Below are 25,881 nucleotides of genomic sequence, written 5' to 3' on the forward strand. Positions count from 1 at the left end.
GAATTTAGGCCAGGACGGCGGCGATTTCGGCGGCGGCGTCCTCACCGAACGCGCCGGCCAACCGCTCCTTGGCGACCTCGTGGTCCCACTCCCAGTTCTGGGTGCCGGTCGACTCCAGCACCAGCACGGCGACCAGCGATCCCAGCTGTGCGGAGCGCTCCAGGCTCAGACCGGCGCTGCGCCCGGTGAGGAAACCGGCCCGGAACGCGTCGCCGACGCCCGTCGGGTCGGTCTGGCTCTTTTCCGGCACCACGCCGACGTGGATGGTGGTGCCGTCGGGCTCGACGATGTCGACGCCCTTGGCGCCCAGCGTGGTGACACGAAGCCCGATCTGTGCCATGACGTCCGCCTCCGACCACCCGGTCTTGGACAGCAGCAGGTCCCACTCGTAGTCGTTGGTGAACAGGATGGTGGCGCCGTCGATGAGCTGGCGAATCTCGTCACCCGACAGGCGCGCCAATTGCTGGGACGGGTCCGCGGCGAACGGCAGGCCAAGCTTCCGGCACTCCTCGGTGTGCACGACCATGGCGGCCGGGTCATTGGCGCCGATGATTACCAACTCAGGCTTGCCGATGGACGCCACCACGTCGGCGAGCGAAATGTTGCGGGCTTCCGACATGGCGCCGGGGTAGAACGATGCGATCTGGGCCATCTCGGTGTCGGTGGTGCAGACGAAGCGGGCCGTGTGGGCCGTCTTGGAGAGCAGCACGTTGTCGCAGTTCACACCGTGCTTTTCCAGCCAGTCACGGTAATCGGCGAAGTCGTTGCCCGCCGCAGCCACCAGCGCTGCGTTGCCACCAAGCACGCCGATGGCAAACGCGATGTTTCCGGCCACACCACCGCGGTGCACCACCAGATCATCGACCAGAAAGCTCAACGACACCTTGTGCAGATGCTCCGCAAGCAGCTGCTCAGAAAACTTGCCGGGGAATCGCATCAGATGGTCTGTTGCAATGGAACCGGTCACCGCGATCGTCACGAAATCTCCGCCCTTCATTCCTAAGGTCGTCCAGCCTACCCACGGCCCGAACCGTTCTGAGCAGTCCCTAGCATCCTTACGACATCCGTAAAGCGCTCGTCAGCCGTCGCCAAGGGTTGCGCTAGCCTGCCAAGGGAACGCACGTCGTTGACGGAATGTTGACGGAATTCAGCCCGGCGGCAGCCCAATGTCGTCCCGTCCCCCACCGTAGGAGAAGCACGTGGCAGGTCCGCACCCGCCGAATCCCATAGGCACTGACGGACCTCACGAAGTGCGGCCATACTCCGAAACCGGCTCGTCCGAGCCGTTGGAGTACCCGCACGACGCCAGAGACAACGAGCTGGCCTACCCGATGAACCCCGCCGGCCCGATGAACCCCACCGGCCCGATGAACGCTGCCGGGAGGCCCGGAGAAGCGCCGCCCAACTTCCCGGGTGGCCCGCCCCCGCCCAACTACCAGCCCCGACGCCCCAAACGGCTGCTCATCGGCATTTCGATGGCACTGCTGCTGGTCGCCGCGCTGACCGCGGCCATCGTCTACGGGGTCCGCACCAACGGGGCCACCACCGGGGCCTCGTTCTCGGACAACACGGCGAAAACCGCCATTCAGACCTACCTGGATGCGCTGGCCCACCGCGACGTCGACGTCATCGTCCGCAATGCGCTCTGCGGCCTGTACGACGGGGTGAAAGACAAGCGCTCCGACCAGGCCCTGGCCAAGCTCAGCAGCGACGCGTTCCGCAAGCAGTTCACCGAGGCCGAGGTGACGTCCATCGACAAGGTCGTCTACCAGTCGCAGTATCAGGCTCAGGTGTTGTTCAGCATGCAGGTGAAGCCCGCCCGCGGCGGTCCACCCAAAAACCAGGTACAGGGCGTGGCGCAGCTGCTATTCCAGCGCGGCCAGATCCTGGTGTGCTCCTACGTGCTCCGGACCGCAGGACAGTACTGACTCCGATCGAAGTCCGCCCCTGCAACGGGCCGGACTGAGCGGGCAATCGATCAGTTGAAGGAGTCCCCGCACGCGCACGAACCGGTGGCGTTGGGGTTGTCGATGGTGAAGCCCTGCTTCTCGATGGTGTCGACGAAGTCGATCGACGCGCCTTCCACGTACGGCGCGCTCATGCGGTCCACCGTCAACGTCACCCCGCCGAACTCCGCGGTCAGGTCGCCGTCGAGGGTCCGGTCGTCGAAGAAGAGGTTGTAACGCAGGCCGGCACACCCACCCGGTTGAACCGCGATCCGCAGCGACAGGTCGTCGCGCCCCTCCTGGTCCAGCAGCGCCTTAGCCTTGGCGGCGGCCGCCTCAGTCAGGATCACGCCGTGGGTCTTGGTCGTGGCGTCGCTCTCGTTCTGCACCGACATTGCTTGCTTCTCCTAGATGCCTGCTCGGTTAAGTCTGAGTGAGTCCAGCCGGATTGGCGTCGGCCGGAGCCCGTTGCTATTAACGGTACCCCGCGGACCCGGGATTCCCGAGTCGCGCCGCGACCTCGGACGCCAGGCCCATCAGCTGGTTGGCCGGGTCGGCCAGTGCCAACCGCACCGAACCTGCGTAGTCGGCCATTGACAGCGCCGACATGATGCCCGACGAGCGCGATGTGAATTTGTCCACAGATACCTGCCCGGCCAGGACGATCACGGGAATCCCCAGCTGCTGGGCCGCGGCGGCGATTTCGCCGACCACCTTTCCGTGCAGTGACTGCTCGTCGAACTTGCCCTCACCGGTCACGATCATCTCGGCGTCGGCCAGGTCGTCGTAGAGATTGGTGAGTTCGGCGAAAATCGCCGCGCCCGACTCGCACCGGCCGCCGAGCGCAAGCAGCCCGGCACCGATCCCGCCGGCGGCACCCGCTCCCGGTTCGGCGCTCACGTCGCGACCCGCGGCCTCGTCCAACTCCATCGCCCACGCTTCCAGGCGGACTTCCAGTTTTGCGACGGTTTCGGTGTCGGCGCCCTTCTGCGGGGAGAACACCCGCGCCGCGCCCCACGGCCCCAACAACGGGTAGTCGACGTCGGAGGCGGCGATCAGCTCGACTCCGGCCAATTTCCGGCGGGCGGTCTCCAGTCCCCCGAGTTCGTTGATCATGCCTTTGCCGCCGTCGGTACATGCGCTGCCACCCAGGCCGACCACAATGCGCACGGCGCCGGCCGCCAAGGCCGCGGCCAGCAAGTCCCCGACTCCCTTGCTGGTGGCGTTCCACGCGGTCTCGGGCGTGGGCGGACCGGGCAGCAGCGACAAACCACACGCCTGCGCGACCTCCAGGTATGCCGTCGCCGATCCCGGATCGAACACCCAGCAGGCGTCCACCTTTTCGCCCAGCGGGCCGGACACGGTCAGCAGCCGCAAACCCCCGATTCGGCTGCTGAGCACCTCGACGAAACCGGGCCCGCCGTCGGACTGCGGAGCGACGATAAACGAATCCCCCGGCCGCGACCGGTTCCACCCCGTCGCGATGACGGCGGCGGCCTGAACCGCCGACAGACTGTCGCCATAGCAGTCGGGAGCCACCAGCACCCGCATCGAGGGCAGTTGAAGCCGGCCGGGCCCGAATCCTTCGGCACCAGCATCCGAGGCAAGCGACCCGTCCATTACAAGCAAGAGTAGGGCCAACAGCGCTGCCGGTGGGGCGTAACAACCAGCACAGTTCCGGGGATGCCGCCCCCGCGAAGTAACCTGACGTCTGTGAAGTTGCTGGGCCGCAAGAAAGACCAACCCGAAGGTGCCGCCGTGGCGGCCGCGTCCGACGCCGCAACCGGCTCGGAGGCCAACGCGACCGACGCCGCTCGCAACGCACGACGCACCGGCCCCAAGGGTCGCCCGACGCCGAAGCGCAGCGAAGCCAGGCGCAACGCGAAGAAGGGACCGGTCGTGCCGGCGCCGATGACGGCGGCCGAGGCGCGCGCGCGGCGCAAGGCGCTCAAGGGCCCCAAGCTCAGCCGCGAGGAACGCCGGGCCGAGCGCGCAGAATCCCGGGCCCGGATGACGGAGCGTCGCGAGCGCATGATGGCCGGCGAGGAGGCCTATCTCCTGCCGCGCGACCAGGGGCCGGTCCGACGCTTTGTGCGCGACGTGGTGGACGCGCGACGCAACCTGCTCGGGTTGTTCATGCCGTCGGCGCTGGCGTTGCTGTTCGTCATGTTCGCGGTCCCGCAGCTGCAGTTCTCCATCTCGCCGGCGATGATGCTGCTGATGTTGCTGATGGCCGTCGACGGCATCATCCTGGGGCGCAAGGTGGGCAAGCTGGTCGACAAGAAGTTCCCGGACAACACCGAAAGCCATTGGAAGCTGGGCTTGTACGCCGCCGGACGGGCTTCGCAGATGCGCCGGATGCGCGCGCCGCGGCCCCAGGTCCCGCACGGCGCCAAGGTCAGCTAGAACCCGGCTGAAAGCTGTTTGACCAACACATGCGCACCCTGGTGCTCGGCGGGATCAGGTCGGGCAAGTCCCGCTGGGCGGAGGAAGCCATTACCACCTCACTGCAGCCGGGCCAGTCGGTCTGCTATCTAGCGCCGGGGCCGCCGGTTGACGACGATCCCGAGTGGAGTGAACGGGTCGCCAGGCACCGCGGGCGCCGACCCGGGCACTGGTCGACGGTCGAAACGGAAGATGTTGCAGAGCACTTGACGCAGTCACCGCAAACCCCGACCCTCGTCGACGATCTGGGCGGCTGGCTGACCGCCACCATGGACCGCCACAATGCCTGGGACGGCGGTTCGGTCGAGGCTTCCGTCGAAGCGCTGCTCGGCGCCGTCGGTGGGTTCGCGTCCACGCTGGTGCTGGTCAGCCCCGAAGTCGGGTTGACCGTCGTGCCGGCCAGCAAATCCGGGCGGCGGTTCGCCGACGAGCTCGGTGACCTCAACCAGCGCGTCGCCGCGTTGTGCGATCAGGTGGTGCTGGTGGTGGCCGGTCAGCCGCTGACGATCAAGCCGATCAATCCGACCAGTCCGGCGTCCACATGATCGGGTTCGCACCGATATCGCCGCCCGATCCGGCCGCCGCGGCCGCCGCTCGGGCCCGTCAGGACACCCTGACCAAACCACGCGGCGCTCTGGGCCGTCTCGAGGACCTTTCGGTGTGGGTCGCAGCGTGCCAGGGGCAGTGCCCACCGCGGCAGTTCGAACGCGCGCGGGTGGTGGTGTTCGCGGGCGATCACGGTGTCGCGCGGTCCGGGGTATCCGCGTACCCGCCCGAGGTGACCGCGCAGATGGTTGCCAACATCGACGCCGGCGGGGCCGCGATCAACGCGCTGGCCGCCGTCGCCGACGCGACGGTACGGATCGCGGACCTGGGCGTCGACTCCGATGAGGTGTCGGAACGGTTCGGCCCGTACAAGGTGCGCCGCGGCAGCGGCGACATCAGGGTCGAGGACGCGTTGACCGCGGACGAAACCGCCCGCGCGATCGCGAACGGTCAGCAGCTCGCCGACGAGGAGGTCGACGGCGGCGCCGACCTGCTGATCGCCGGCGACATGGGTATCGGGAACACCACGGCGGCCGCGGTGCTGGTCGCGGCCCTGACAAATGCCGAGCCGGTCGCGGTCGTCGGCTATGGCACCGGCATCGACGACGCCGGGTGGTCGCGTAAGACGGCCGCGGTGCGCGACGCCCTGTTCCGCGCGCGCCCGCTGCTGCCCGACCCGGTCGCGTTGCTGCGCTGCTGCGGCGGCGCGGACCTGGCGGCGATGGCCGGCTTCTGTGCGCAGGCCGCGGTGCGGCGCACCCCGCTGCTGCTGGACGGCATGGCGGTGACAGCGGCGGCGCTGGTCGCCGAGCGTCTTGCCCCCGGCGCTCGGCAGTGGTGGCAGGCCGGTCACCGGTCGACCGAGCCGAGTCACGGGCTGGCGCTGACGGCTTTGGAACTGGACCCGATTCTGGATCTGCGCATGCGGCTCGGTGAGGGCACCGGCGCCGTGGTGGCGCTCTCGGTCCTGCGTGCGGCGGTGGCGGCGCTGTCGCAGATGGCGACGTTCGAGGAAGCCGGGGTGTCCGATTCGGGGCCTCCCCCGAGCTCCCCAAGCTCCCCGTGATCCGTCCGCTGATAGCCGCTTTCGGCTTCGGCACGGTACTGCCCGTGCCGGGCCGCTGGGCGGGGCCGTTGGGACCCGGCGCCATGGCGGCGCTGCCGGTCGTCGGGGCGGCGCTGGGCGGCCTGGCGGCGGCCGTCACGTGGGGCGGGGCGGTGGCGTTCGGTGCGTCCAGTGTGTTGCCCGGGTTTCTCGCCGTGGCGGTGCTGCTTGTCGCGACCCGCGGGCTGCACATCGACGGCGTCGCCGACACCGCCGACGGGCTGGGTTGCTACGGGCCGCCGGAGCGCGCGCTGGCGGTGATGCGCGACGGATCGACCGGGCCGTTCGGGGTGGCGGCCGTCGTGCTGGTCATCACTCTGCAGGGGCTGGCCTTTTCGGCTTTGAGCACGGTCGGGATCGTGGTGGCCGTCGTGGTAGGACGGGCCACCGCGGTGCTGGCCTGCCGCCGCTCGGTGCCCGCCGCCGACGGCAGCGCGCTGGGCGTACAGGTTGCCGGGACGCAGCCGTTGGCGGTGGTGGCGGCCTGGCTGGCGGTGCTGCTGGCGGCTTCGGCGTGGGCGGCGCCCGGGTATTGGCCGGGTCCGGTGGCGGTGCTGGCGGCCGTCGCAGGCGGCGCGGTGTTGGTCGCCCACTGCGTACGGCGCTTCGGCGGCATCACCGGCGACGTGTTGGGTGCGGCGATCGAACTGACGACGACGGTAGCCGCGGTAACGCTGGCCGCTTTCTAACGCCGAAGCTAACCCAGCCGGGACATCCAGCCGTGGGTGTCGGCGAAGGTTCCCCGCTGGATCCCGGTCAACGTGTCGCGCAGCGCCATCGTCACTTCGCCGGGCTGGCCGTCGGCGATGGTGAACTCGGCGTCGCCGTACTTCACATTCGCCACCGGGGTGATGACGGCGGCGGTGCCGCAGGCGAACACCTCGGTGATCTCGCCGGACGCGGCCTTCTTCTGCCACTCGGCGATGTCGATCTTGCGTTCCTCGACGGAGAATCCCGCGTCGGTGGCCAACTGCAGCAGCGAGTCCCGCGTGATGCCGGGCAGCAGGGAGCCGGACAGCTCCGGGGTCACCAGGCGGGCTGACCCGCCGCTGCCGAGCACGAAGAACAGGTTCATCCCGCCCATTTCTTCGACGTAGCGGCGCTCGACGCCGTCCAGCCACACCACCTGGTCGCACCCGTGTTCGGCGGCTTGGGCCTGCGCAAGCAGCGAGGCGGCGTAGTTGCCACCGAACTTGGCCGCGCCGGTGCCGCCCGGGCTGGCCCGGACGTATTCGGTGGAGATCCACACGGTGACGGGGTTGATGCCGCCCTTGAAGTACGCGCCCGCGGGCGAACCGATGAGCAGGTAGCGGTACTCCTTGGCCGGCCGCACCCCCAGGCCCGGCTCGGTGGCGATGATGAAGGGGCGCAGATACAGCGACTCTTCTCCCCCGGCCTTGGGCACCCATTCCTTGTCGACCGCGACCAATTGGCGCAGCGATTCGATGAACACCTCGTCGGGCAGTTCGGGCATCGCCAACCGGCGCGCCGACGAGCGCAGCCGCCTGGCATTGGCGTCGGCGCGGAACGAGACGATCGAGCCGTCGGTCCAGCGATACGCCTTCAGCCCCTCGAAGACCTCTTGGGCGTAGTGCAGCACGATTGCCGACGGGTCGAGTTCGATCGGCCCGTAGCCGATCACCCGGGCGTTGTGCCAACCGCGACCTTCCACATAGTCGATCGACACCATGTGGTCGGTGTGGTATTTGCCGAAGCCAGGGTCCTCAAGGATCGCTACACGCTCGGCCTTGGTGGCCGGGTTTTCTGCGCGTGTAACTGTGAACTCAAGGGACCCGCTGGTCATGGCGCTGATTCTATATCGGTGCGCCAACGGTTTTTTGCCACGCGAGCCGCACCTACCGCGTCTTCGGTTCGACGAACGGTGGGCGCACCACTTCGCAGTCGACCGCGCGACCGCGTACGTCGACGGTAATTTGCTGGCCATCCTGGATTTCGGCGGCCGTATCGATCAATGCCAGCGCGATGCCACGTTGCAGCGTCGGTGAGAACGTGCCCGAGGTGGTGACCCCGACCGGCGTCCCGTCGTCGAGCACCGTCAGCCCCGCGCGCAACACGCCTCGACCGACCATCTTCAAACCGCGCAACAGCCGCTTGGGCCCGCGCTCCTTCTCGGCCAGCAGCGCGTCCCGGCCGAAGAACGCTTCCTTCTTCCAGCCGATCGCCCAGCCGCAACGCGCTTGCAGCGGCGAGATTTCCAGCGAAAGTTCGTGCCCGTGCAGCGGATAACCCATCTCGGTGCGAAGCGTGTCGCGCGCACCGAGCCCCGCGGGCTCGCCGCCCGCCTCGGTCACCGCCGTCACCAGCGCGTCGAACACCACCCCCGCCGAATCCCACGGCGGCAACAGCTCGTACCCATGTTCGCCGGTGTACCCGGTGCGGCAAACCCGCACTGGCACACCCGAATACGAGGCATCGGCGTAGCCCATGTAGTCCATCTCGGTCGGCAGCCCCAGTGCGGCCAGCACCTCGGTCGACCGCGGCCCCTGCACCGCAAGCACCGCATAGGACCGGTGCAGATCGGTGATCGTCAGACCCTCCGGCGCGGCCTCCTGCAGCGCCGCGACCACGGCGCCGGTGTTGGCGGCGTTGGGTACCAGAAAGATCTCGTCATCGCTGACGTAGTAGGCGATGAGGTCGTCGATGGTGCCACCGGATTCGTTGCAGCACAACGTGTATTGAGCTTTTCCGGGCCCGATGCGGCGCAGGTCGTTGGTCAGCGCGGAGTTGACGAACTCCGCCGCTCCGGGTCCGCTGACCAGCGCTTTGCCCAGGTGGCTGACGTCGAACAAGCCGACGGCATTGCGGGTGGCGTTGTGTTCGCTGACGGTCCCGGCATACGACACCGGCATCGACCAGCCGCCGAATTCGGCGAAACTTGCCCCCAATTCGCGGTGACGGTCTGCCAAAGGTCCTTGCAACAAATCCGGTGCATCGGTCACGGCGTCTCACCCTAGTGCGGAGCGTTGCTGGCAGACTTGGGCAGGTGGCGGGTTCGTTGGATTTCGAGGCGCTGGAAGCGGCGGGAATCGCCAATCCGCGCGAACGCGCCGACCTGATCAAGTATCTGGACGACCTCGGGTTCACCATCGAGGAGATGGCGGAAGCCGAGCAGCGCGGCCGGCTCTTCGGGCTTGCGGGAGACGTCCTGCAATGGTCGGGCCGCCCGATCTACACGCTGGCCGACGCGGCCGAGAAGCTGGGCCTGTCCACCGACGAGGTGGCGCACGCGTGGGCGCTGCTCGGCCTCACCGTCGCCGGTTCCGACGTTCCCGCCCTGAGCCAGGCCGACATCGACGGTTTGGCGACTTGGGTCGCGCTGACGACGGTGGTCGGCGAGGACGGCGCGAACGGCCTACTTCGGGTGCTCGGCGCTGCCATGTCGCGGCTCGCGGAGGCCGAGTCGACGATGATCCGCGCCGGCATGCCCGATATCCAGATGACCCACACCAACGACGAGCTCGCCACCGCGCAGGCCTACCGCGCGGTCGCCGAGTTCGTTCCCCGCCTCGGGGCGTTGATCGATGTCGTCCATCGCCACCATCTGGCCAGTGCGCGAACCCACTTCGAGGGCGTCATCCGGGACACGTCGGCAAGCGTGGTCTGTGGCATCGGGTTCGCCGATCTGTCCGGCTTCACCTTGTTGACCCAGTCCCTTTCGCCGACGGAGCTGCAGATGCTGCTCAACGAGTTCGGCGCCACCGTCTCCGACGTGGTGCACGCCGACGGCGGCCGGGTGGTCAAGTTCATCGGCGACGCGGTGATGTGGGTGAGTTCGTCGGCGGACCGGCTGGCGAAGGCCGGGGTCGATCTGGTCAACCACCCCAGGGCCCGCGAGGAGGGGCTGCAGGTCCGGGCCGGGCTTGCCTACGGCACCGCGCTGGCCATCAACGGCGACTACTTCGGCAATCCGGTCAACCTGGCGGCACGCCTGGTGGCGGTCGCCGAACCCGAGCAGGTCCTCATCGATGCTGCGCTGCAGGCCCAATTGCCGGACTGGCCCGCCGTCGTCCAGAGCCCACTGACGCTCAAGGGGTTTGACGCCCCGGTGACGGCTTTCAGGCTGTTGGGTCCGCCGCCGGAGACGACGCTGCCGAGCTAAACGGCGCCCACGTGATTAGGGTGAATGGCCGTGACCACAACCGAACTTGGCTACCAGCCGCCCACCGTGACCGTTGCCACCTCGTTGCCCAAACGCGGCGCGGGTGCTGCGGTGCTGCTCGTGCCCGTCGTCTCGACCGGCGATGACGATCGTCCGGGGGCGGTGGTCGCCGCGGCCGAATCCCTGCTGCCCGCTGAGGCCATCGACGAGATCCAGGCGGGGCTGCGCGCGTTGGAGGCCACCGGCGGCAGCGAGCAGGTCCACCGACTGGTGGTGTCGTCGCTGCCCGTGGCCAGCGTGCTGACCATCGGCCTGGGGAAATCGCGCCCGGAATGGTCGTCCGACACCGTTCGTCGCGCAGCCGGCGTGGCGGCGCGGTCGCTGAACAGCGCACAAGCCGTCATCACGACGTTGTCGGCGCTGCCGGGCGAGGGCGTCGTCGCCGCCGCGGTCGAGGGTCTGATCCTGGGCGGCTACCGGTTCAGCGCCTTCCGCAGCGCCAAGACCGCGCCGAAAGACCCCGGTCTGCGCAAGATCACCCTGCTGGCGTCGGGCTCGGACGCTTCGAGCGTCAAGGAAGCCAAGAACCAGAGCGCCCACGGCGCCGCCGTCGCCGCGGCCGTCGCGACCGCGCGCGACTTCGTCAACACTCCCCCGAGTCACCTGTTTCCCGCCGAATTCGCCAAGCGCGCACAGGCTTTGGGCGCATCGGTGGGCCTCGAGGTCGAGGTGCTCGACGAGAAGGCACTCAAGAAGGCCGGCTACGGCGGGGTGATCGGTGTGGGTCAGGGGTCCTCGCGCCCGCCCCGACTGGTCCGGTTGACCCATCGCGGTTCCCGGCTGGCGAAGAACCCGAAGCAGGCCAAGAAGGTGGCGCTGGTCGGCAAGGGCGTCACCTTCGACACCGGCGGCATCTCGATCAAGCCCGCGGCGTCGATGCATCACATGACCTCTGACATGGGCGGCGCGGCCGCGGTCATCGCCACCGTGACGCTGGCCGCGCAACTCGGGTTGCCGATCGACGTGATCGCGACGGTCCCCATGGCCGAGAACATGCCGTCGGCAACCGCGCAGCGGCCCGGCGACGTGCTGACCCAGTACGGCGGAATCACGGTCGAGGTGCAGAACACCGATGCGGAAGGCCGGCTGATTCTGGCCGACGCCATCGTGCGGGCGTGCGAAGACAAGCCGGACTACCTCATCGAGACATCGACACTCACCGGCGCACAGACGGTGGCACTGGGCGCGCGGATCCCCGGAGTGATGGGCAGCGACGAGTTCCGCGACCGGGTCGCCGCGATCTCCCAGCGGGTGGGCGAAAACGGCTGGCCGATGCCGCTGCCGGACGAGCTCAAGGACGACCTGAAGTCGACCGTGGCCGACCTGTCCAACATCAGCGGCCAACGCTTCGCGGGCATGCTGGTGGCCGGGGTTTTCCTGCGGGAATTCGTCGCCGAGGGCGTCAGCTGGGCGCACATCGATGTCGCCGGTCCCGCTTACAACACCGGCGGCCCGTGGGGCTACTCCCCGAAGGGGGGCACCGGCGTGCCGACCCGCACCATGTTCGCGGTGCTCGAGGACATCGCCGCCAACGGTTGAGCCGGTCGAACTAGTCGACTTCGCTCGGCTTGTGGCGGTCGGCGAGGGCGCCCAGGCGCCAGAGGCACTCGCGGTTTCGAGGGTAGACGGCAAGCAAAGCCAACTGGTCCGGCACCAACTTGCTGGGTCCGCCGATCGGCACCTCGATCATCTCGATACGGCACCCGCCCTGCGGGGTATCGCTGAGCAGCAATGTGATTCGGGCGGACCCGAAGAGTCCGACGCGTGCCCGCAGCACGAGTTCTTCACCCGGCGTGCAGCTCAAAACCTCGGTCTTGTCATTGATCACCAGGGGCCAGACGCCGACGGAGTGTCGAATCTCGGACCCCGGCTCGGGCCAGGTCGGGTCGACGGCGCGAGTCCGGCTATTCCCGACCACCCATTGCGCGTACGTCCAGCCATCGGCCATCACATCCCAGACGGCTTGGCGGGACGCCTCCACCTCTCGAACCGTGCCCAGTTGTTCCGTCAAAGTCATCGAAGCCTCCCTATCGCGACGGCGTGATCCGCGAGGGGTACCCAGCCTCGCGGAAAATAGACGCGAAGTAGCGCAAAGACACCGACTGTGACGATCGTCGCTGGCAAACATGGCGTGGTTTAGCCGCCGCACCGGGTGGCAATTAAACAGGCGACATATACCTTTCGGGAAAGGCCTGATCGTGACTGTTCGACGGTTGATCATCGCGGTAAGCGCCGTGCTTTTGCTGGCCGGCGTCATTGGGTTACTGGTGCCGGTGTCGGTGCCGAACAGCAACGGCGGATCGGTGAGTTGCGGTAATGGGATAGCTGCAGATCTCTCGAGCGCCCGTGCCGCAAACGACAAGAACGGGGCCAACATTCCCATTCTCAACGAGATACTTCCGAACACCGACTTCGTGGCCGAATGCGAGTCCGCGCTGTCGAGCAGGCGTACGTGGACCATTCCGCTTGTGGTGATCGGCCTGGTCGGCGTCGCCGGTGCTGTCCTGGTACGGCGAACCGAGGGCGCAAAGGCCGGCGTCTAGCGGCACGAGCTTGGCGAGCCGGGCGCAGCTGCGCCCGGCTCGCCGACTCGTCCCGGCTCGCCGAACGTGAGGGGTAACGCCCGCCGACCGCGAGGTCGGGTACATGGGGCACACACTCGGCGCGGCTAAGGGAGGGGCCAAACTCCTGCACCCGGCGGCGGCCCCAACGTGAGGGGAAATCGCCCCCCGAACGCGAGGTCGGGTACACACGCCACACACTCGGCGCGGCTAAGGGTGGGGCGAGCCACCTGCACCCCGGCCCCGGCTCGCCGAGCTCAGCGGTGCAACAGCGTCAGATCACCCGCATGCGCGCGGTGCTGCGCAACGCTTGTGGCAGCACCCGTGAAACCCCGTACAGCGCATAGGCTTCCGGAGCGACCGGCCGGATCGGCTTGTTCTTCTTGACGGCAGAGACGATCGCGGCGGCAACCTTGTCCGGCCCGTAACGGCGCAGCGCGAACATCTTGTTCAGCTGGCCGCGACGGTCGTCGACCTGTTCTTCGCCCTTGCCGGTGGGCACGGCGAATCGGGTGGTGCTGACGATGTTGGTGTCGATGACCCCGGGGCAGATGGTGGTCAGGCCGACACCGGCGGCGTCGAGCTCAGCACGCAGACAGTCGGAGAACATGAAGGTCGCGGCCTTCGATGTGCAGTAGGCGTTCAGCGACTGCAGCGGAGCATAGGCGGCCATCGAGGCCACATTGACGATGTGCCCGCCGGTGCCGCGCTCGACCAGGCGCCGCGCGAACGAGCGGGAGCCGTTGACCACCCCGCCGAAGTTGACGTCTATCACCCGCTCGAACTGATCGGCCGGAGTGTCCAGGAAGCTGCCCGCCTGCCCGATGCCGGCGTTGTTGACCACGATGTCGGGAACGCCGTGCTCGGCGCTGACCTCCTCGGCGAAAGCCTCGACCGCCGCGGCGTCGGACACGTCGAGCACATAGGGATGCGCCACACCACCGCGCGCGGCGATCATTGCGGCCGTTTCCTTGACGGTGGCCTCGTCGATATCGCTGATCACAAGCTCCGCGCCCTCTTTCGCGAACGCGATGGCCGTCTCCCGCCCGATACCGCTGCCGGCGCCGGTGACCGACACCAGTGTGTCGCCAAAGTAGCCACGCGGGCGTCCCACCTGGGCGCGCAGCAGCGCGCGGCTGGGCGGCTTGCCCTCAGCCAGGTCGGCGAGGTCGTGCACCGCGGCCGCCAAAACCTGCGGGTGCGACATCGGCGACCAGTGGCCGGCCCGGATGTCGCGTCGCCACAGTCGCGGCACCCACCGCGCGGTCGCGTCGTAACCCCATGGCCGTACGAACTTGTCGTTGGTGTTGACCACGACTTGCACTGGTACGTCGACGATGCGCACACCTTGACGACGGAACTTGCCCGAGTACGAGCGCCAATAGTTGGCCGGATACACCTTCACCGAATTTGCGGCGTCACTGGCCAGGTTCTCGGAATGGCACACCTGGTCGGCGGGAATGTTGTCGACTAACGCCCGCCGGACCGCCGGGCGCGACAACACCAGTCGCAGGACCAGCGGTGCCAGCACCGGTATCGAGAACAGCGCCATGTAGGTCAGCCGCAGGGCCTGGCTGAGCGCACGGGCGAAGAGCCGGGGCCGCCACGGGCGCCGTAGGCCACCGAACACAAAATTAACCAGTTGGTCGTGCGCCGGGCCGGATACGGAGGTGAACGATGCGACCCGGTCGGCGGCACCGGGCCGGCCGAGGTACTCCCACACCCCTACCGAACCCCAATCGTGGGCCAGCACGTGCACCGGCCGTCCTGGGCTCAGTTCGCCGATGACGGCGGCGAAGTCGTCGGCGTAACGCGCCATGGTGTACGCCGAGACCGGCTTCGGCGCCGACGAGAGGCCAACCCCGCGGTTGTCGTAACGAATGATCCGGAAACGCTCGGCCAGCAGCGGGACAACGCGGTCCCACAGCACGTGCGAGTCCGGCCAGCCGTGCACCAACACCACGGTCGGACCGTCGGCGTTGCCTTCTTCGTAGACGGCGATACGGACACCGTCCTCGCTGTCGACGAATTGTTGGGGTGCCTGTTTCGTTCCCGGCATCGGACCCTCCTCGGGCGCAAGAGCCCACCTGCGACCTGCTTGTCGATTAGTGGCCAACCGTAGCAAGGGGGGACGACATCGCCGGTTACCCAAGCCGGTGATCGGATTCACCGCGCCGGATACCAGCCCCCTGAGGTGCTCCTTGCGGCGCAGTGACAGGATAGGTTCTGACAATTACATGGGTTCCTTACCCGGTGCACGACTGTGTGGTAAGCAGAGGTCGGCTTAGCCGACCGACGACCAATCGAGGAGTCAACAAAGATGGCCTTCTCAGTCCAGATGCCGGCACTCGGTGAGAGCGTCACCGAGGGAACCGTCACTCGCTGGCTCAAGCAGGAAGGCGACACGGTCGAGATCGACGAACCGCTCGTCGAGGTGTCGACCGACAAGGTTGACACCGAGATCCCTTCGCCCGCCGCGGGCGTGCTGACCAAGATCATCGCCCAAGAAGACGACACCGTGGAGGTGGGCGGCGACCTTGCCATCATCGGGGACGCCGACGAGGCCGACAGTGGCGGCGCGGGTGACGGCGGTGGCGAAGCGGAGGCCAAATCCGAACCCGAGCCGGAGCCCGAGGCCCAGCAGGAGCCCGAACCGGAACCCGAGCCTGAGCCGGAGCCAGAGCCAGAGCCCGCCAAGGCGAAGTCGGACGGAGATTCCGGCGGCGGCGACACCAAGCCGGTGCTGATGCCCGAGCTGGGTGAATCGGTGACCGAGGGCACGGTGACCCGCTGGCTGAAGAAGGTCGGCGACTCAGTGCAGGTCGACGAGCCGCTGGTGGAGGTGTCCACCGACAAGGTCGACACCGAGATTCCATCGCCCGTTGCCGGTGTCCTGGTCAGCATCACCGCCGAAGAAGATGACGTCGTCGAGGTCGGCGGCGAGTTGGCGCGCATCGGTAGCGGTTCCGACGCTGGCAAGACCGAGCCCAAGCCGGAAGCCAAGCAAGAGGAAGCCAAGCCGGAGCCGAAGCCCGAACCGGAAAAGAAGCCCGAGCCGGAAAAGAAGCCCGAGGCCGAGGCAAAGCCCGAACCGGAAAAGAAACCGGAACCCGAGAAAAAGCCCGAGCCGGAGCCCGAGAAGAAGCCCGAGCCCGAGCCAGCGGCGCCATCGGCAGACACGGACGGCGACGGCAGCCCTTACGTGACGCCGTTGGTGCGAAAACTGGCCGCCGAGAACAACATCGACTTGTCCGAGGTCAAGGGCACCGGCGTCGGCGGGCGCATCCGCAAGCAGGATGTGCTGGCCGCCGCGGAAAAGAAGAAAGAGGCGAAGAAGGAACCGGCGCCCGCCGCCCAGGCACCCGCCGCGCAAGCACCCGCGGCGAAGGCGGCACCTGCTCCGTCGTCCGCGCTCGCCCACCTGCGGGGTACTACGCAAAAAGCCAGCCGGATCCGCCAGATCACGGCCAGCAAGACCCGCGCATCCCTGCAGGCCACCGCGCAGCTCACCCAGACCCACGAGATCGACATGACCAAGATCGTGGCGCTGCGCGCCAAGGCCAAGGCCGCGTTCGCCGAGCGTGAGGGCGTCAACCTGACGTTCCTGCCGTTCATCGCTCGGGCGGTGATCGACGCGCTCAAGGTTCATCCCAACATCAACGCCAGCTACAACGAGGACACCAAGGAGATCACCTACTACGACGCCGAGCACCTCGGGTTCGCCGTCGATACCGAACAGGGCCTGCTCTCCCCCGTCATCCACAACGCAGGCGACCTTTCGCTCGCCGGCTTGGCGCGGGCCATCGCCGACATCGCCGCCCGGGCACGCTCGAACAAGCTCAAGCCCGACGAGTTGTCCGGTGGCACTTTCACCATCACCAACATCGGCAGCCAGGGCGCGTTGTTCGACACCCCGATCCTGGTTCCGCCGCAGGCGGCCATGTTGGGCACCGGCGCCATCGTCAAACGGCCGCGGGTCGTTGTCGACGAATTCGGCAACGAGTCCATCGGGGTCCGGTCGATTTCCTACTTCCCACTGACCTACGACCATCGCCTCATCGACGGCGCCGACGCCGGACGTTTCCTCACCACCATCAAGCATCGGCTCGAAGAGGGCGCGTTCGAGGCGGATCTTGGGCTTTAAGTAAGGATTCCGCAGCGTGGACAAAGCCGTCGTCGCGATAGCGGGTTCGTCTGGGCTGATCGGCTCGGCACTGACCGCGGCTCTCCGCGCGGCGGACCACACGGTGCTGCGCATCGTGCGCCGCACACCGGCGAATTCCGAAGAGCTGCACTGGAATCCGGAGAGCGGCGAGTTCGATCCCGAAGCGCTTCTCGATGTCGACGTCGTGGTGAATCTGTGCGGAGTCAACGTCGGGCAACGCCGGTGGTCGGGCGCGTTCAAGCAGAGCCTGCGAGACAGCCGAATCGCACCCACCGAGGTGCTCTCCGCGGCCGTCGCCGACGCTGGCGTCAGCACCTTGATCAACGCGAGCGCGGTCGGCTTCTACGGCAACACCAGGGACCGCGTGGTCGACGAAAACGCCTCGGCGGGAAGGGGTTTCCTCGCCCAACTCTGCGTGGACTGGGAAGCCGCCACCCTGCCGGCGCAGTACGAAGGCACCCGGGTTGTGTTGGCACGAACCGGGATCGTGCTGGCCCCCGGGGGCGGCGCCCTGCGCCGGATGCGGCCGGTGTTCTCGGTGGGTCTGGGCGCCCGACTCGGCAGCGGTCGCCAGTACATGTCGTGGATCAGCCTGGAAGACGAGGTGCGGGCGCTGCTGTTCTTGATCTCGCATCCCACCTTGTCCGGCCCGGTGAACCTGACCGGGCCCGCGCCCGTCACCAACGCCGAATTCACCACCGCTTTCGGCCGCGCGGTAAATCGCCCGACCCCGATGGTGCTACCGAGTTTCGCGGTGCGGGCGGCACTCGGCGAGTTCGCCGACGAGGGACTGCTGACCGGCCAGCGGGCCATCCCGTCGGTACTGGAAGAGGCTGGTTTCCAGTTCCACCACAACACCATTGGCGAGGCGCTCGCCTATGCAACCGCCCGTCGCGATCAGGATTAGTCGTGCCCCAGGTACGCGTGGGCCCGCTCCTACGACACGTTGGCGAGACAGACGCAATCATCTGGGTCGAAACCGACGAGCCTTGCCAAGTCGAAATTCTCGGTTTCTCCGCCGACACCTTTGAGGTCGAAGCTCACCATTACGCGCTGGTCTGCCTGCGCGATCTCGACCGCGGCACCGAGCACCCGTATCAGGTCCACCTCAACGGGGAATTGGCCTGGCCACCACCGGAATACGAATTCCCGCCACCGCGGATCCGGTTGATGCCCCGGAAGGGAAACCTGCGCCTGTTGTTCGGATCGTGCCGGGCCTCCGCGCCTCACTATCCGCCGCACACCTTCCAACGCTGGTGGCATCGGAAGGGCAAGGGCATCGACGTCCTGCACGCCTACGGGATGCGAATGTTGCGCCAACCGTCTGCGCTCTGGCCGGACGCGATGATGATGATGGGCGACCAGCTCTACGCCGACCAGGTCTCCGAGACCGTGCGGGACATCGTTGGTGACCGCGTGGTGCACGAGGAGGGACCGCGGGAGGCCCTCGAAGACTTCGAAGAGTATTGCGTCGGCTATTGGGACGCCTGGAATGAGCCGATCGTGCGCTGGATGCTCTCGACGATTCCGACGTCGATGATTTTCGACGACCACGAGATCAACGACAAATGGAACACATCCCAGGCGTGGCTGGACGAGATGCGCCAAACCGAGTGGTACGAAACCAGGATCATCGGCGGCCTGATGTCCTACTGGGTGTACCAGCACATCGGCAACCTGTCGCCGAATGAGTTGGCAGAGGACGAGGTTTACCAGCAGATCTGCCGGACCAGGCAGGGCACTGACGCCGTCCGGGATTTGGCCCACCGTGCCGAATGTAAGCAAAGCCCTTCATATTTCAGCTTTTATCGAGATCTCGGTCCGGCCCGGTTGATCATGTTAGATGCGCGAACCGGCCGGGTGCTGGAGTCCGGTGAACGGCGGATCATGACCGACGCGGAATGGGAATGGATCACCTCGAAAATCGACGGTGATTACGAACATCTCCTACTGGCCAGCTCGCTGCCCTTCCTGCTCCCCAATGGCATGCACAACATCGAGGCTTGGTCCGAGGCCGTTACCGACGGCGCGTGGGGCCATCGGTTCTGCGCACTCGGTGAGCGGGTGCGGATCCTGGCCAACCTCGATCACTGGGCGTGCTTCCAACGTAGCTATCGCGCGATCGAGAATTTGGTGATCGACATTGCGACCGGCAGACGAGGCCAACCGCCGTCATCGTTGATCATGTTCGGCGGCGACGTCCATCACTGCTGGGTGTCGAAGGTGGACCTGCCGGACGACGCTCCGCAAACACGGACGCGGATCTGGGAAGTGGTCTGTTCCGGCCTGCGCAAAGAGGTCAACTTGAGCGAGCGGATCGTTCTGCGTCTCGGGCACACGCCGGTCGCCGCGGTCGTCGGGCGGGCGCTGGCCGCCACCACCAAGGTCGGGAAGCCGCGGCTGCAGTGGCGGCCCGTTACCCGTCCCCATTTCCGAAATCAAGTGGGGACGCTCGAGATCGCCGGCGGCGAGATCGGGGTCCGCATCGAGCGGGCCGCGGGCGGCTGGCGCAAGCCCCAACTGTTGACGGTGATTGAGCAAAAGCTGCTTTAGCGCGAGTAACCTCGTCCCCGTGACGGGGTCCATCCGCTCGAGCACGGCCGCCATCGACGTCCGCCAACTGCCGACGATCGACTACCGCACCGCTTGGCAGCTGCAGCGAGACATCGCCGATGCGAGGGCCGCCGGCGGCTCGGATGGCCGAGACACGCTGTTGCTCCTGGAACACCCTGCGGTCTACACGGCCGGACGGCGCACCGAGCCGCACGAGCGTCCCTTTGACGGCACCCCGGTCGTCGATACCGATCGGGGCGGCAAAATCACCTGGCACGGGCCGGGACAGCTGGTGGGCTATCCCATCATCGGCCTTGCCGTACCTCTGGACGTGGTGAATTACGTTCGCCGCCTTGAGGAAGCGCTCATCAAGGTGTGCGCCGATCTGGGCCTGGAGACGGTGCGGGTCGACGGCCGATCCGGGGTGTGGCTGCCGGCGGGGGCTGGCCGTCCGGAACGCAAGATCGCCGCCATCGGTGTCCGCGTGGCGCGCTCGACGACGCTGCACGGATTTGCCCTCAATTGCGATTGCGACCTGAGCGCGTTCACCACCATCGTGCCGTGCGGCATCACCGACGCCGGAGTCACGTCGCTGACCGTGGAACTCGGACGTCGAGTCACCGTCGACGACGTGCGCCCGGCGGTCGCCGACGCGGTGTGCGACGCCCTGGATGGCATCCTGCCGGTCGGTCGCCACGACACGGCACGCGTAACATCAGCGATGTGACTGTCGCTCCGGAAGGCCGCAAATTGCTGCGGCTGGAGGTGCGCAACGCCCAGACTCCCATCGAGCGCAAGCCCCCCTGGATAAAGACGCGGGTCCGGATGGGACCGGAGTACACCCAGCTGAAGAACCTGGTGCGGCGCGAGGGCCTGCACACCGTCTGTGAGGAGGCGGGCTGCCCCAACATCTTCGAATGCTGGGAAGACCGCGAAGCCACGTTCCTGATCGGCGGCGATCAGTGCACCCGGCGCTGCGACTTCTGCCAGATTGACACCGGAAAGCCAGCCGAGCTCGACCGTGACGAACCGCGACGGGTCGCCGAGAGTGTGCAAGCGATGGGCCTGCGCTACGCCACCGTCACCGGCGTCGCACGCGACGACCTGCCCGACGGCGGTGCCTGGCTCTACGCGGAAACCGTGCGTGCCATCAAGGAGCTCAATCCGCAGACCGGTGTCGAACTGCTGGTCCCCGACTTCAACGGCGAGCCCGGGCGCCTGGCCGAGGTGTTCGCGTCACGTCCAGAAGTACTGGCGCACAACGTCGAAACCGTGCCCCGCATCTTCAAACGGATCCGGCCGGCATTTACCTATCAGCGCAGCCTGGACGTCCTCACCGCCGCCCGCGACGACGGGCTGGTCACCAAGAGCAACCTCATCCTCGGCCTCGGCGAGACCCCCGACGAGGTGCGCACCGCGTTGGCAGACCTGCGTGACGCCGGGTGTGACATCGTCACCATCACCCAGTACCTGCGTCCGTCGGCACGGCACCACCCGGTCGAGCGCTGGGTCCATCCCGACGAGTTCGTCGAGCACTCGAAGTACGCCGAGGGGCTCGGCTTCGCCGGGGTGCTGGCCGGCCCGCTGGTGAGGTCGTCATACCGGGCCGGCCGCCTCTATCAGCAGGCGGTCTCCGCACCCCGCTAACCAAGGCGTACGTATCCTTGGTGACTATGGCAAAGACCCGAAATGCCGCCGTCAGCAAGGCAGCCAAAGCGGAGGCGGCCGCCGCCCGCAAGGCAGCCTCTCGGCAGCGCCGCGCTCAGCTCTGGCAGGCGTTCAACATGCAACGCAAGGAAGACAAGCGCCTGCTGCCGTACATGATCGGCGCCTTCGTGCTGATCGTGGGCATATCGGTGGCGGTAGCGGTGTGGCAGGGCGGGTTCGCCCTGTTCACGATGATCCCGCTCGGGATACTGCTGGGTGTCCTGGTGGCTTTCATCATCTTCGGTCGCCGAGCCCAGAAATCGATCTACCGCAAGGCCGAAGGCCAGACGGGCGCGGCGGCGTGGGTGCTGGAAAACCTGCGCGGCAAGTGGCGGGTCACCCCCGGCGTGGCCGCCACCGGCCACTTCGACGCAGTCCATCGGGTGCTCGGACGGCCCGGCGTCATCTTGGTGGCCGAGGGTTCGCCTAATCGGGTCAAGCCGCTATTGGCCCAGGAGAAAAAACGCACCGCCCGCCTGGTCGGAGAGGTGCCGATCTACGACATCATCGTCGGCAACGGCGAGGGTGAGATCCCGCTGGCCAAGTTGGAACGCCACCTCACCCGCCTTCCGGCCAACATCACGGTCAAGCAGATGGACACGCTTGAGTCGCGACTGGCCGCGCTCAGCTCCCGGACCGGGGCGGGCGTGTTACCCAAGGGGCCAGTGCCCAACAACGCCAAGATGCGTGGCGTGCAGCGCACCGTGCGCCGAAAATAGTTCGCTTATCTGCAAGGCCATTTTCTGGCCGGGTCTGGGCCACCGGCGCCTACTGCCCGGGTCACGAAACGGCGCGCCAGGCCGCCTATCACCAAAATCAACGGGCGCGCAGCAATTGGTTATTGCGCGAAGCTACCGCTGCATCCCGAGTGGCCTTCCTGCCACGTCGAACGCGCTGTAAGCACCTTTACAAAAATCGATTCTCTGAGCAGTGGCTATTTTCAATTTTTCAAACATCCGCCGAGGAAATAATGCCTTCCGGCATTCATTTCACGGAAACGCCTGACATCGCGGCCAATTCGAACGCCCGCTCATCGGCAACGGCGGCAGCGGCGGTGGTTCAGCGCCGCACCACCGCCGTGCCCGTCAGCCGGTCCTGCAGACCGCGCCCGTCGGCGTCGGTGAACAGTGGCGGCACTACCAGTGCGATCAGCAGGCCCCTCGCCAACAGTCGGCCGATCCCCACCGGTACCCGGTGGTCCACGGATCCCACCTGCAGGCCCAGCACCATCTGCCCCGGAGTGAAGCCGAAGAGGCGCACCGCCACCACGCCAAGCACCAGCCAAACCGCCAGGACCGCCGTGGACAGCGCCGCCATCGGCACCACACCAAAGCGGTAGGCCAATGCCGCCAAGCCATACGCAATCAGCCAGTCGATCAAGAGGGCGCCCAGCCGGCGTCCCATCCCGGCCAGGGAACCGGGCCCAGCCTGCGGTAATCCCAGCGATTTGCCCGGGTAACTGTCCGGTGATCCCGACGTCATGCGACCAGCACCGGCATTTTGAACTTCCAGGGGGAGGGCTTACCTGCGCGGCATCCCCGGCCACCAGTTACGATCTCGTCGGCCATGGCTTCACAATAGGGTTCGGCGCCAGCGCGACTTATCCGATGGGTGCTGGGGTCACGTAACGTCCGCGCAACACAGGGTTGACTGACGCGCAACAACGGCTCCCTAGCGTCGGCCGCGAATTATCAAGTAAAGGAGCACATCTGTGACCGATAAGACGCCCGACGACGTCTTCAAACTCGCCAAGGACGAGAACGTCGAATTTATCGACGTCCGGTTCTGTGACCTGCCTGGCACCATGCAGCACTTCACAATCCCGCTTTCCTTCTTCGACGAGAGCGTGTTTGAAGACGGCTTGGCCTTCGACGGCTCGTCGATTCGCGGGTTCCAGTCGATCCACGAGTCCGACATGCTCCTGCTTCCGGACCCGGCAACCGCAGTGATCGACCCGTTCCGCGCCGCCAAGACGCTGAACCTCAACTTCTTCGTGCACGACCCGTTCACCCTCGAGGCCTACTCGCGCGACCCCCGAAACGTCGCCCGCAAGGCCGAGAACTACCTGGTCAGCACGGGAATCGCGGACACCGCCTACTTCGGCGCCGAGGCCGAGTTCTACATCTTCGACTCGGTCAGCTTCGACTCGCGCACCAACGGCTCGTTCTACGAGGTGGACGCGATCTCCGGTTGGTGGAACACCGGTTCGGCCAACGAGGAGGACGGCAGCCCGAACCGCGGCTACAAGGTCCGCCCCAAGGGCGGTTACTTCCCAGTGGCCCCCGTCGACCACTACGTGGACCTGCGCGACGAGATGCTCAGGAACCTGATCAACGCCGGCTTCAGCTTGGAGAAGGGCCACCACGAGGTGGGTTCCGGCGGTCAGGCCGAGATCAACTACAAGTTCAACACGCTGCTACACGCCGCCGACGACATGCAGCTGTACAAGTACATCGTGAAGAACACCGCATGGCAGCACGGCAAGACCGTGACGTTCATGCCGAAGCCGCTCTACGGTGACAACGGTTCGGGTATGCACACCCACCAGTCGCTGTGGAAGGACGGCAGCCCGCTCATGTACGACGAGACAGGTTACGCCGGCCTGTCGGACACCGCTCGCCACTACATTGGCGGCCTGCTGCATCACGCGCCGTCGCTGCTGGCGTTCACCAACCCGACGGTCAACTCCTACAAGCGGCTTGTCCCCGGCTACGAGGCGCCGATCAACCTGGTCTACAGCCAGCGGAACCGCAGTGCCTGTGTTCGTATTCCGATCACCGGCAGCAACCCGAAGGCCAAGCGGCTTGAGTTCCGTTGCCCCGACTCGTCGGGCAACCCGTACCTGGCGTTCGCGGCCATGCTGATGGCCGGCCTGGACGGCATCAAGAACAAGATCGAGCCGCAGGCGCCGGTCGACAAGGACCTCTACGAGCTGCCGCCGGAGGAGGCTGCGAACATCCCGCAGGCCCCCACCCAGTTGGCGGCCGTGATCGACCGGCTGGAGGCCGACCACGAATACCTCACGGAAGGTGGCGTGTTCACCACCGACCTGATCGAGACGTGGATCTCCTTCAAGCGGGAGAACGAGATCGACCCGATCAACGTTCGTCCGCACCCGTACGAGTTCGCGCTGTACTACGACGTGTAAAGACGTTGCGATCAAAGCCCGCTTGGCTCCCGCCGAGCGGGCTTTGTCGTTAGGTCGACGATTACCGCTTACCCGTCCAGTCCGAGCAGCAGTCCGCCGGTGCCCCCGTTACCCGATGGTTGACCGCTTCCGCCGGCGCCACCGTTGCCGATCAGCACGGCATTGCCGCCAGCTCCGCCGGCGCCAGTGTTGGGGGCGGTGCCTCCAGCGCCGCCATCACCGCCATTGCCAATCAGTCCGGACTGGCCACCGGCTCCTCCAGCGCCACCCGTGATCCCGCTGGCGCCGCCGGTGCCGCCGGTACCGCCGGAGCCGAAGAAGAATCCGGCATTCCCCCCAGTTCCCCCGACCCCTCCTGTGGTGCCGAACCCGCCGGCGCCGCCGCTGCCACCATCACCGAAAAATAGGTTCCCATTTCCGCCGGCACCGCCTGCTCCACCGACCCCGTCGATTGCGACATTGCTGAATCCGCCGCTACCTCCGGCGCCACCGGTCGCACCAACGGCCAGCATGCCGGCACTGCCGCCAGCCCCGCCGACCCCGCCAATGTGCCCCGCCCCGCCGGTGCCACCTGCACCGCCAGCGCCGAACAGGCCCCCGACTCCGCCTGCTCCGCCGGCCCCTCCGAGGCCGCCATTATTGAAAGCCGTACCGCCCACCCCGCCGTAACCGCCGCTCGCGAATAGCCCGCCAACCCCGCCGGCTCCGCCGGCCCCGCCGGGACCGAAGAGCGACGGCCCGCCGGCCCCACCGGTCCCCGGGGCGCCCCAAAGCAGGCCGGCGTTTCCGCCCACTCCCCCGGCGCCACCGGTTTGCGCGGCGGCAATGGTAAATCCTCCCCACCCGCCAGGCCCACCGTTGCCGAACAACATGGCGTTGCCGCCGCGGCCGCCGATCCCGCCGACGCCGCCGGAGGACGCGGCGTCTCCGCCCGCCCCGCCGTTGCCGATTAGACCGGCAGACCCTCCGCTGCCGCCATTTCGGTTGGTGTTACCGCCAGACCCACCGGCACCGCCGTTGCCGTACAACCACCCGCCCGGGGCTCCGTCTTGCCCAGTTCCCGCCTGCCCGGGAGCGCCGTTGCCAATTAGCGGGCGCCCGGTCACCGCCAGGAAGGGCTGATTGATCAAATTCAGCACATCTTGCAGAGGCGCGGCGGCGGCGGACTCCGCGCTGGCGTATGAGCCCGCACCGGCGGTCAACGCTTGCAGAAACTCGGCCTGAAAAGCCGCCGCCCGCGCGCTGGCCGCCTGATATTCCTGGCCGCACGCGGAAAGCACCGCCGCGATGGCCGCCGACACCTCATCGGCGCCCGCAGCGAGCACTGCCGTCGTAGGGACGATAGCTGCCGCGTTCGCCGCACTTAGCGCCGATTCGATGCTGCCCAAATGGGAAGCCGCCGCGGTTATCAGCTCCGGGGCGGCGATCATAAACGACATGTCGGTTCACTCCTTGCTCGTCGGCTCGGACGAGACCGCACATCACCGGATGGGAGTAAGTAGGTCCCGTATCACTGAGCCTGGGG

At 67.2% G+C, this 25,881-nt stretch carries 23 protein-coding genes and 1 pseudogene; 15 read left to right on the forward strand and 9 right to left on the reverse strand.

Translation table 11 applies throughout. From position 1 onward, the window contains the following. Window positions 1-4: 4 nt before the first annotated feature. Window positions 5-979, reverse strand: coding sequence for a carbohydrate kinase family protein (locus G6N68_RS16075; RefSeq protein ID WP_163714111.1), 975 nt, complete (start codon window positions 977-979; stop codon window positions 5-7). Between the two features lie 220 nt (window positions 980-1,199). Here G6N68_RS16075 and G6N68_RS16080 point away from each other — a divergent pair, with 220 nt between their 5' ends. Further along, on the forward strand, window positions 1,200-1,928 hold the full coding sequence (locus G6N68_RS16080) for an Rv0361 family membrane protein (protein WP_163714114.1): 729 nt from the start codon (window positions 1,200-1,202) through the stop codon (window positions 1,926-1,928). Between the two features lie 50 nt (window positions 1,929-1,978). On the opposite strand, the gene G6N68_RS16085 is transcribed toward G6N68_RS16080, so the two are convergent. Both G6N68_RS16085 and G6N68_RS16090 read right to left on the reverse strand, forming a co-directional pair. Further along, window positions 1,979-2,341: an iron-sulfur cluster assembly accessory protein gene (locus tag G6N68_RS16085; protein ID WP_163714117.1), complete on the reverse strand. Its 363-nt coding sequence runs from the start codon at window positions 2,339-2,341 to the stop codon at window positions 1,979-1,981. A 79-nt stretch (window positions 2,342-2,420) separates the two neighbouring features. Further along, window positions 2,421-3,497: a glycerate kinase family protein gene (locus G6N68_RS16090; RefSeq protein WP_163718692.1), complete on the reverse strand. Its 1,077-nt coding sequence runs from the start codon at window positions 3,495-3,497 to the stop codon at window positions 2,421-2,423. Between the two features lie 162 nt (window positions 3,498-3,659). On the opposite strand from G6N68_RS16090, the gene G6N68_RS16095 reads away from it, so the two are divergent. Genes G6N68_RS16095 through G6N68_RS16110 form a run of 4 tightly spaced genes read left to right on the forward strand, consistent with a single transcriptional unit; the run spans window position 3,660 to window position 6,731 of the window. Next, entirely contained in the window at window positions 3,660-4,352 is a 693-nt protein-coding gene (locus tag G6N68_RS16095) for a DUF3043 domain-containing protein (RefSeq protein ID WP_371871592.1), read from the forward strand. Between the two features lie 29 nt (window positions 4,353-4,381). Then, window positions 4,382-4,936 (forward strand): bifunctional adenosylcobinamide kinase/adenosylcobinamide-phosphate guanylyltransferase, encoded by a 555-nt coding sequence (locus G6N68_RS16100; RefSeq protein WP_163714122.1) that lies wholly within the window; start codon window positions 4,382-4,384, stop codon window positions 4,934-4,936. Further along, window positions 4,933-6,003: a nicotinate-nucleotide--dimethylbenzimidazole phosphoribosyltransferase gene (gene cobT / locus G6N68_RS16105; protein ID WP_163714126.1), complete on the forward strand. Its 1,071-nt coding sequence runs from the start codon at window positions 4,933-4,935 to the stop codon at window positions 6,001-6,003. The genes G6N68_RS16100 and cobT overlap by 4 nt, the downstream gene beginning before the upstream one ends. Further along, a complete protein-coding gene (locus G6N68_RS16110) occupies window positions 6,000-6,731 on the forward strand; it encodes an adenosylcobinamide-GDP ribazoletransferase (RefSeq protein WP_163714129.1) in 732 nt (243 codons plus the stop codon). The genes cobT and G6N68_RS16110 overlap by 4 nt, the downstream gene beginning before the upstream one ends. Before the next feature lie 8 nt (window positions 6,732-6,739). Here the strand turns inward: G6N68_RS16110 and G6N68_RS16115 are convergent, their stop codons facing one another. Both G6N68_RS16115 and gcvT read right to left on the reverse strand, forming a co-directional pair. Continuing rightward, window positions 6,740-7,846 carry a branched-chain amino acid aminotransferase gene (locus G6N68_RS16115; RefSeq protein WP_163714132.1) on the reverse strand — a complete coding sequence of 369 codons (1,107 nt, stop codon included), beginning with the start codon at window positions 7,844-7,846 and terminating at the stop codon, window positions 6,740-6,742. A 52-nt stretch (window positions 7,847-7,898) separates the two neighbouring features. Continuing rightward, the gene (gene gcvT / locus G6N68_RS16120) at window positions 7,899-9,002 is read right to left on the reverse strand and encodes a glycine cleavage system aminomethyltransferase GcvT (protein WP_163714137.1); all 1,104 of its coding nucleotides are present in this window, start codon (window positions 9,000-9,002) and stop codon (window positions 7,899-7,901) included. 44 nt (window positions 9,003-9,046) lie between these two features. Here gcvT and G6N68_RS16125 point away from each other — a divergent pair, with 44 nt between their 5' ends. Beyond that, window positions 9,047-10,162: an adenylate/guanylate cyclase domain-containing protein gene (locus G6N68_RS16125; protein ID WP_163714139.1), complete on the forward strand. Its 1,116-nt coding sequence runs from the start codon at window positions 9,047-9,049 to the stop codon at window positions 10,160-10,162. 30 nt (window positions 10,163-10,192) lie between these two features. Further along, window positions 10,193-11,761: a leucyl aminopeptidase gene (locus G6N68_RS16130; protein WP_371871594.1), complete on the forward strand. Its 1,569-nt coding sequence runs from the start codon at window positions 10,193-10,195 to the stop codon at window positions 11,759-11,761. A 10-nt stretch (window positions 11,762-11,771) separates the two neighbouring features. Here the strand turns inward: G6N68_RS16130 and G6N68_RS16135 are convergent, their stop codons facing one another. Then, window positions 11,772-12,239, reverse strand: a complete 468-nt coding sequence (locus tag G6N68_RS16135; RefSeq protein WP_163714145.1) for an SRPBCC family protein — start codon at window positions 12,237-12,239, stop codon at window positions 11,772-11,774. A gap of 181 nt (window positions 12,240-12,420) precedes the next feature. On the opposite strand from G6N68_RS16135, the gene G6N68_RS16140 reads away from it, so the two are divergent. Continuing rightward, a complete protein-coding gene (locus G6N68_RS16140) occupies window positions 12,421-12,765 on the forward strand; it encodes an aminopeptidase (RefSeq protein ID WP_163714147.1) in 345 nt (114 codons plus the stop codon). Between the two features lie 292 nt (window positions 12,766-13,057). Here the strand turns inward: G6N68_RS16140 and G6N68_RS16145 are convergent, their stop codons facing one another. Next, window positions 13,058-14,842, reverse strand: a complete 1,785-nt coding sequence (locus tag G6N68_RS16145; RefSeq protein ID WP_163714150.1) for an SDR family oxidoreductase — start codon at window positions 14,840-14,842, stop codon at window positions 13,058-13,060. Window positions 14,843-15,103: 261 nt separating this feature from the next. Here G6N68_RS16145 and sucB point away from each other — a divergent pair, with 261 nt between their 5' ends. The 6 genes from sucB to G6N68_RS16175 are packed head-to-tail and all read left to right on the forward strand — an operon-like array spanning window position 15,104 to window position 21,927. Beyond that, window positions 15,104-16,927 (forward strand): 2-oxoglutarate dehydrogenase, E2 component, dihydrolipoamide succinyltransferase, encoded by a 1,824-nt coding sequence (sucB, locus tag G6N68_RS16150; RefSeq protein ID WP_163714153.1) that lies wholly within the window; start codon window positions 15,104-15,106, stop codon window positions 16,925-16,927. A 16-nt stretch (window positions 16,928-16,943) separates the two neighbouring features. Next, window positions 16,944-17,855: a TIGR01777 family oxidoreductase gene (locus tag G6N68_RS16155; RefSeq protein ID WP_163714156.1), complete on the forward strand. Its 912-nt coding sequence runs from the start codon at window positions 16,944-16,946 to the stop codon at window positions 17,853-17,855. A gap of 2 nt (window positions 17,856-17,857) precedes the next feature. Then, window positions 17,858-19,501, forward strand: coding sequence for an alkaline phosphatase D family protein (locus G6N68_RS16160; protein ID WP_163714159.1), 1,644 nt, complete (start codon window positions 17,858-17,860; stop codon window positions 19,499-19,501). A gap of 19 nt (window positions 19,502-19,520) precedes the next feature. After that, window positions 19,521-20,228 (forward strand): lipoyl(octanoyl) transferase LipB, encoded by a 708-nt coding sequence (lipB, locus tag G6N68_RS16165; protein ID WP_163714162.1) that lies wholly within the window; start codon window positions 19,521-19,523, stop codon window positions 20,226-20,228. Next, a complete protein-coding gene (gene lipA / locus G6N68_RS16170; RefSeq protein ID WP_163714164.1) occupies window positions 20,225-21,148 on the forward strand; it encodes a lipoyl synthase in 924 nt (307 codons plus the stop codon). The genes lipB and lipA overlap by 4 nt, the downstream gene beginning before the upstream one ends. Before the next feature lie 26 nt (window positions 21,149-21,174). After that, window positions 21,175-21,927 carry a DUF4191 domain-containing protein gene (locus G6N68_RS16175; protein WP_163714166.1) on the forward strand — a complete coding sequence of 251 codons (753 nt, stop codon included), beginning with the start codon at window positions 21,175-21,177 and terminating at the stop codon, window positions 21,925-21,927. A 340-nt stretch (window positions 21,928-22,267) separates the two neighbouring features. Here G6N68_RS16175 and G6N68_RS16180 read toward each other — a convergent pair whose 3' ends face one another. Continuing rightward, the gene (locus G6N68_RS16180) at window positions 22,268-22,690 is read right to left on the reverse strand and encodes an RDD family protein (RefSeq protein WP_163714168.1); all 423 of its coding nucleotides are present in this window, start codon (window positions 22,688-22,690) and stop codon (window positions 22,268-22,270) included. A gap of 229 nt (window positions 22,691-22,919) precedes the next feature. Here G6N68_RS16180 and glnA point away from each other — a divergent pair, with 229 nt between their 5' ends. Then, a complete protein-coding gene (gene glnA, locus G6N68_RS16185; protein ID WP_163714169.1) occupies window positions 22,920-24,356 on the forward strand; it encodes a type I glutamate--ammonia ligase in 1,437 nt (478 codons plus the stop codon). Between the two features lie 71 nt (window positions 24,357-24,427). On the opposite strand, the pseudogene G6N68_RS16190 reads toward glnA, so the two are convergent. Then, a pseudogene (locus tag G6N68_RS16190) lies at window positions 24,428-25,795 on the reverse strand (PE family protein); the annotation flags it as partial. Window positions 25,796-25,881 lie beyond the last annotated feature (86 nt).

This window comes from Mycobacterium bourgelatii, from assembly GCF_010723575.1.
Lineage (GTDB): Bacteria > Actinomycetota > Actinomycetes > Mycobacteriales > Mycobacteriaceae > Mycobacterium > Mycobacterium bourgelatii.

Bases quoted from the DNA above. Each gene is read 5' to 3' on its own strand.
- G6N68_RS16085 (WP_163714117.1), bottom strand. From the start codon at position 2,341: ATGTCGGTGCAGAACGAGAGCGACGCCACGACCAAGACCCACGGCGTG.
- G6N68_RS16090 (WP_163718692.1), bottom strand. From the start codon at position 3,497: ATGCGGGTGCTGGTGGCTCCCGACTGCTATGGCGACAGTCTGTCGGCG.
- G6N68_RS16100 (WP_163714122.1), top strand. From the start codon at position 4,382: ATGCGCACCCTGGTGCTCGGCGGGATCAGGTCGGGCAAGTCCCGCTGG.
- cobT (WP_163714126.1), top strand. From the start codon at position 4,933: ATGATCGGGTTCGCACCGATATCGCCGCCCGATCCGGCCGCCGCGGCC.
- G6N68_RS16115 (WP_163714132.1), bottom strand. From the start codon at position 7,846: ATGACCAGCGGGTCCCTTGAGTTCACAGTTACACGCGCAGAAAACCCG.
- G6N68_RS16135 (WP_163714145.1), bottom strand. From the start codon at position 12,239: ATGACTTTGACGGAACAACTGGGCACGGTTCGAGAGGTGGAGGCGTCC.
- G6N68_RS16145 (WP_163714150.1), bottom strand. From the start codon at position 14,842: ATGCCGGGAACGAAACAGGCACCCCAACAATTCGTCGACAGCGAGGAC.
- sucB (WP_163714153.1), top strand. From the start codon at position 15,104: ATGGCCTTCTCAGTCCAGATGCCGGCACTCGGTGAGAGCGTCACCGAG.
- G6N68_RS16175 (WP_163714166.1), top strand. From the start codon at position 21,175: ATGGCAAAGACCCGAAATGCCGCCGTCAGCAAGGCAGCCAAAGCGGAG.
- G6N68_RS16180 (WP_163714168.1), bottom strand. From the start codon at position 22,690: ATGACGTCGGGATCACCGGACAGTTACCCGGGCAAATCGCTGGGATTA.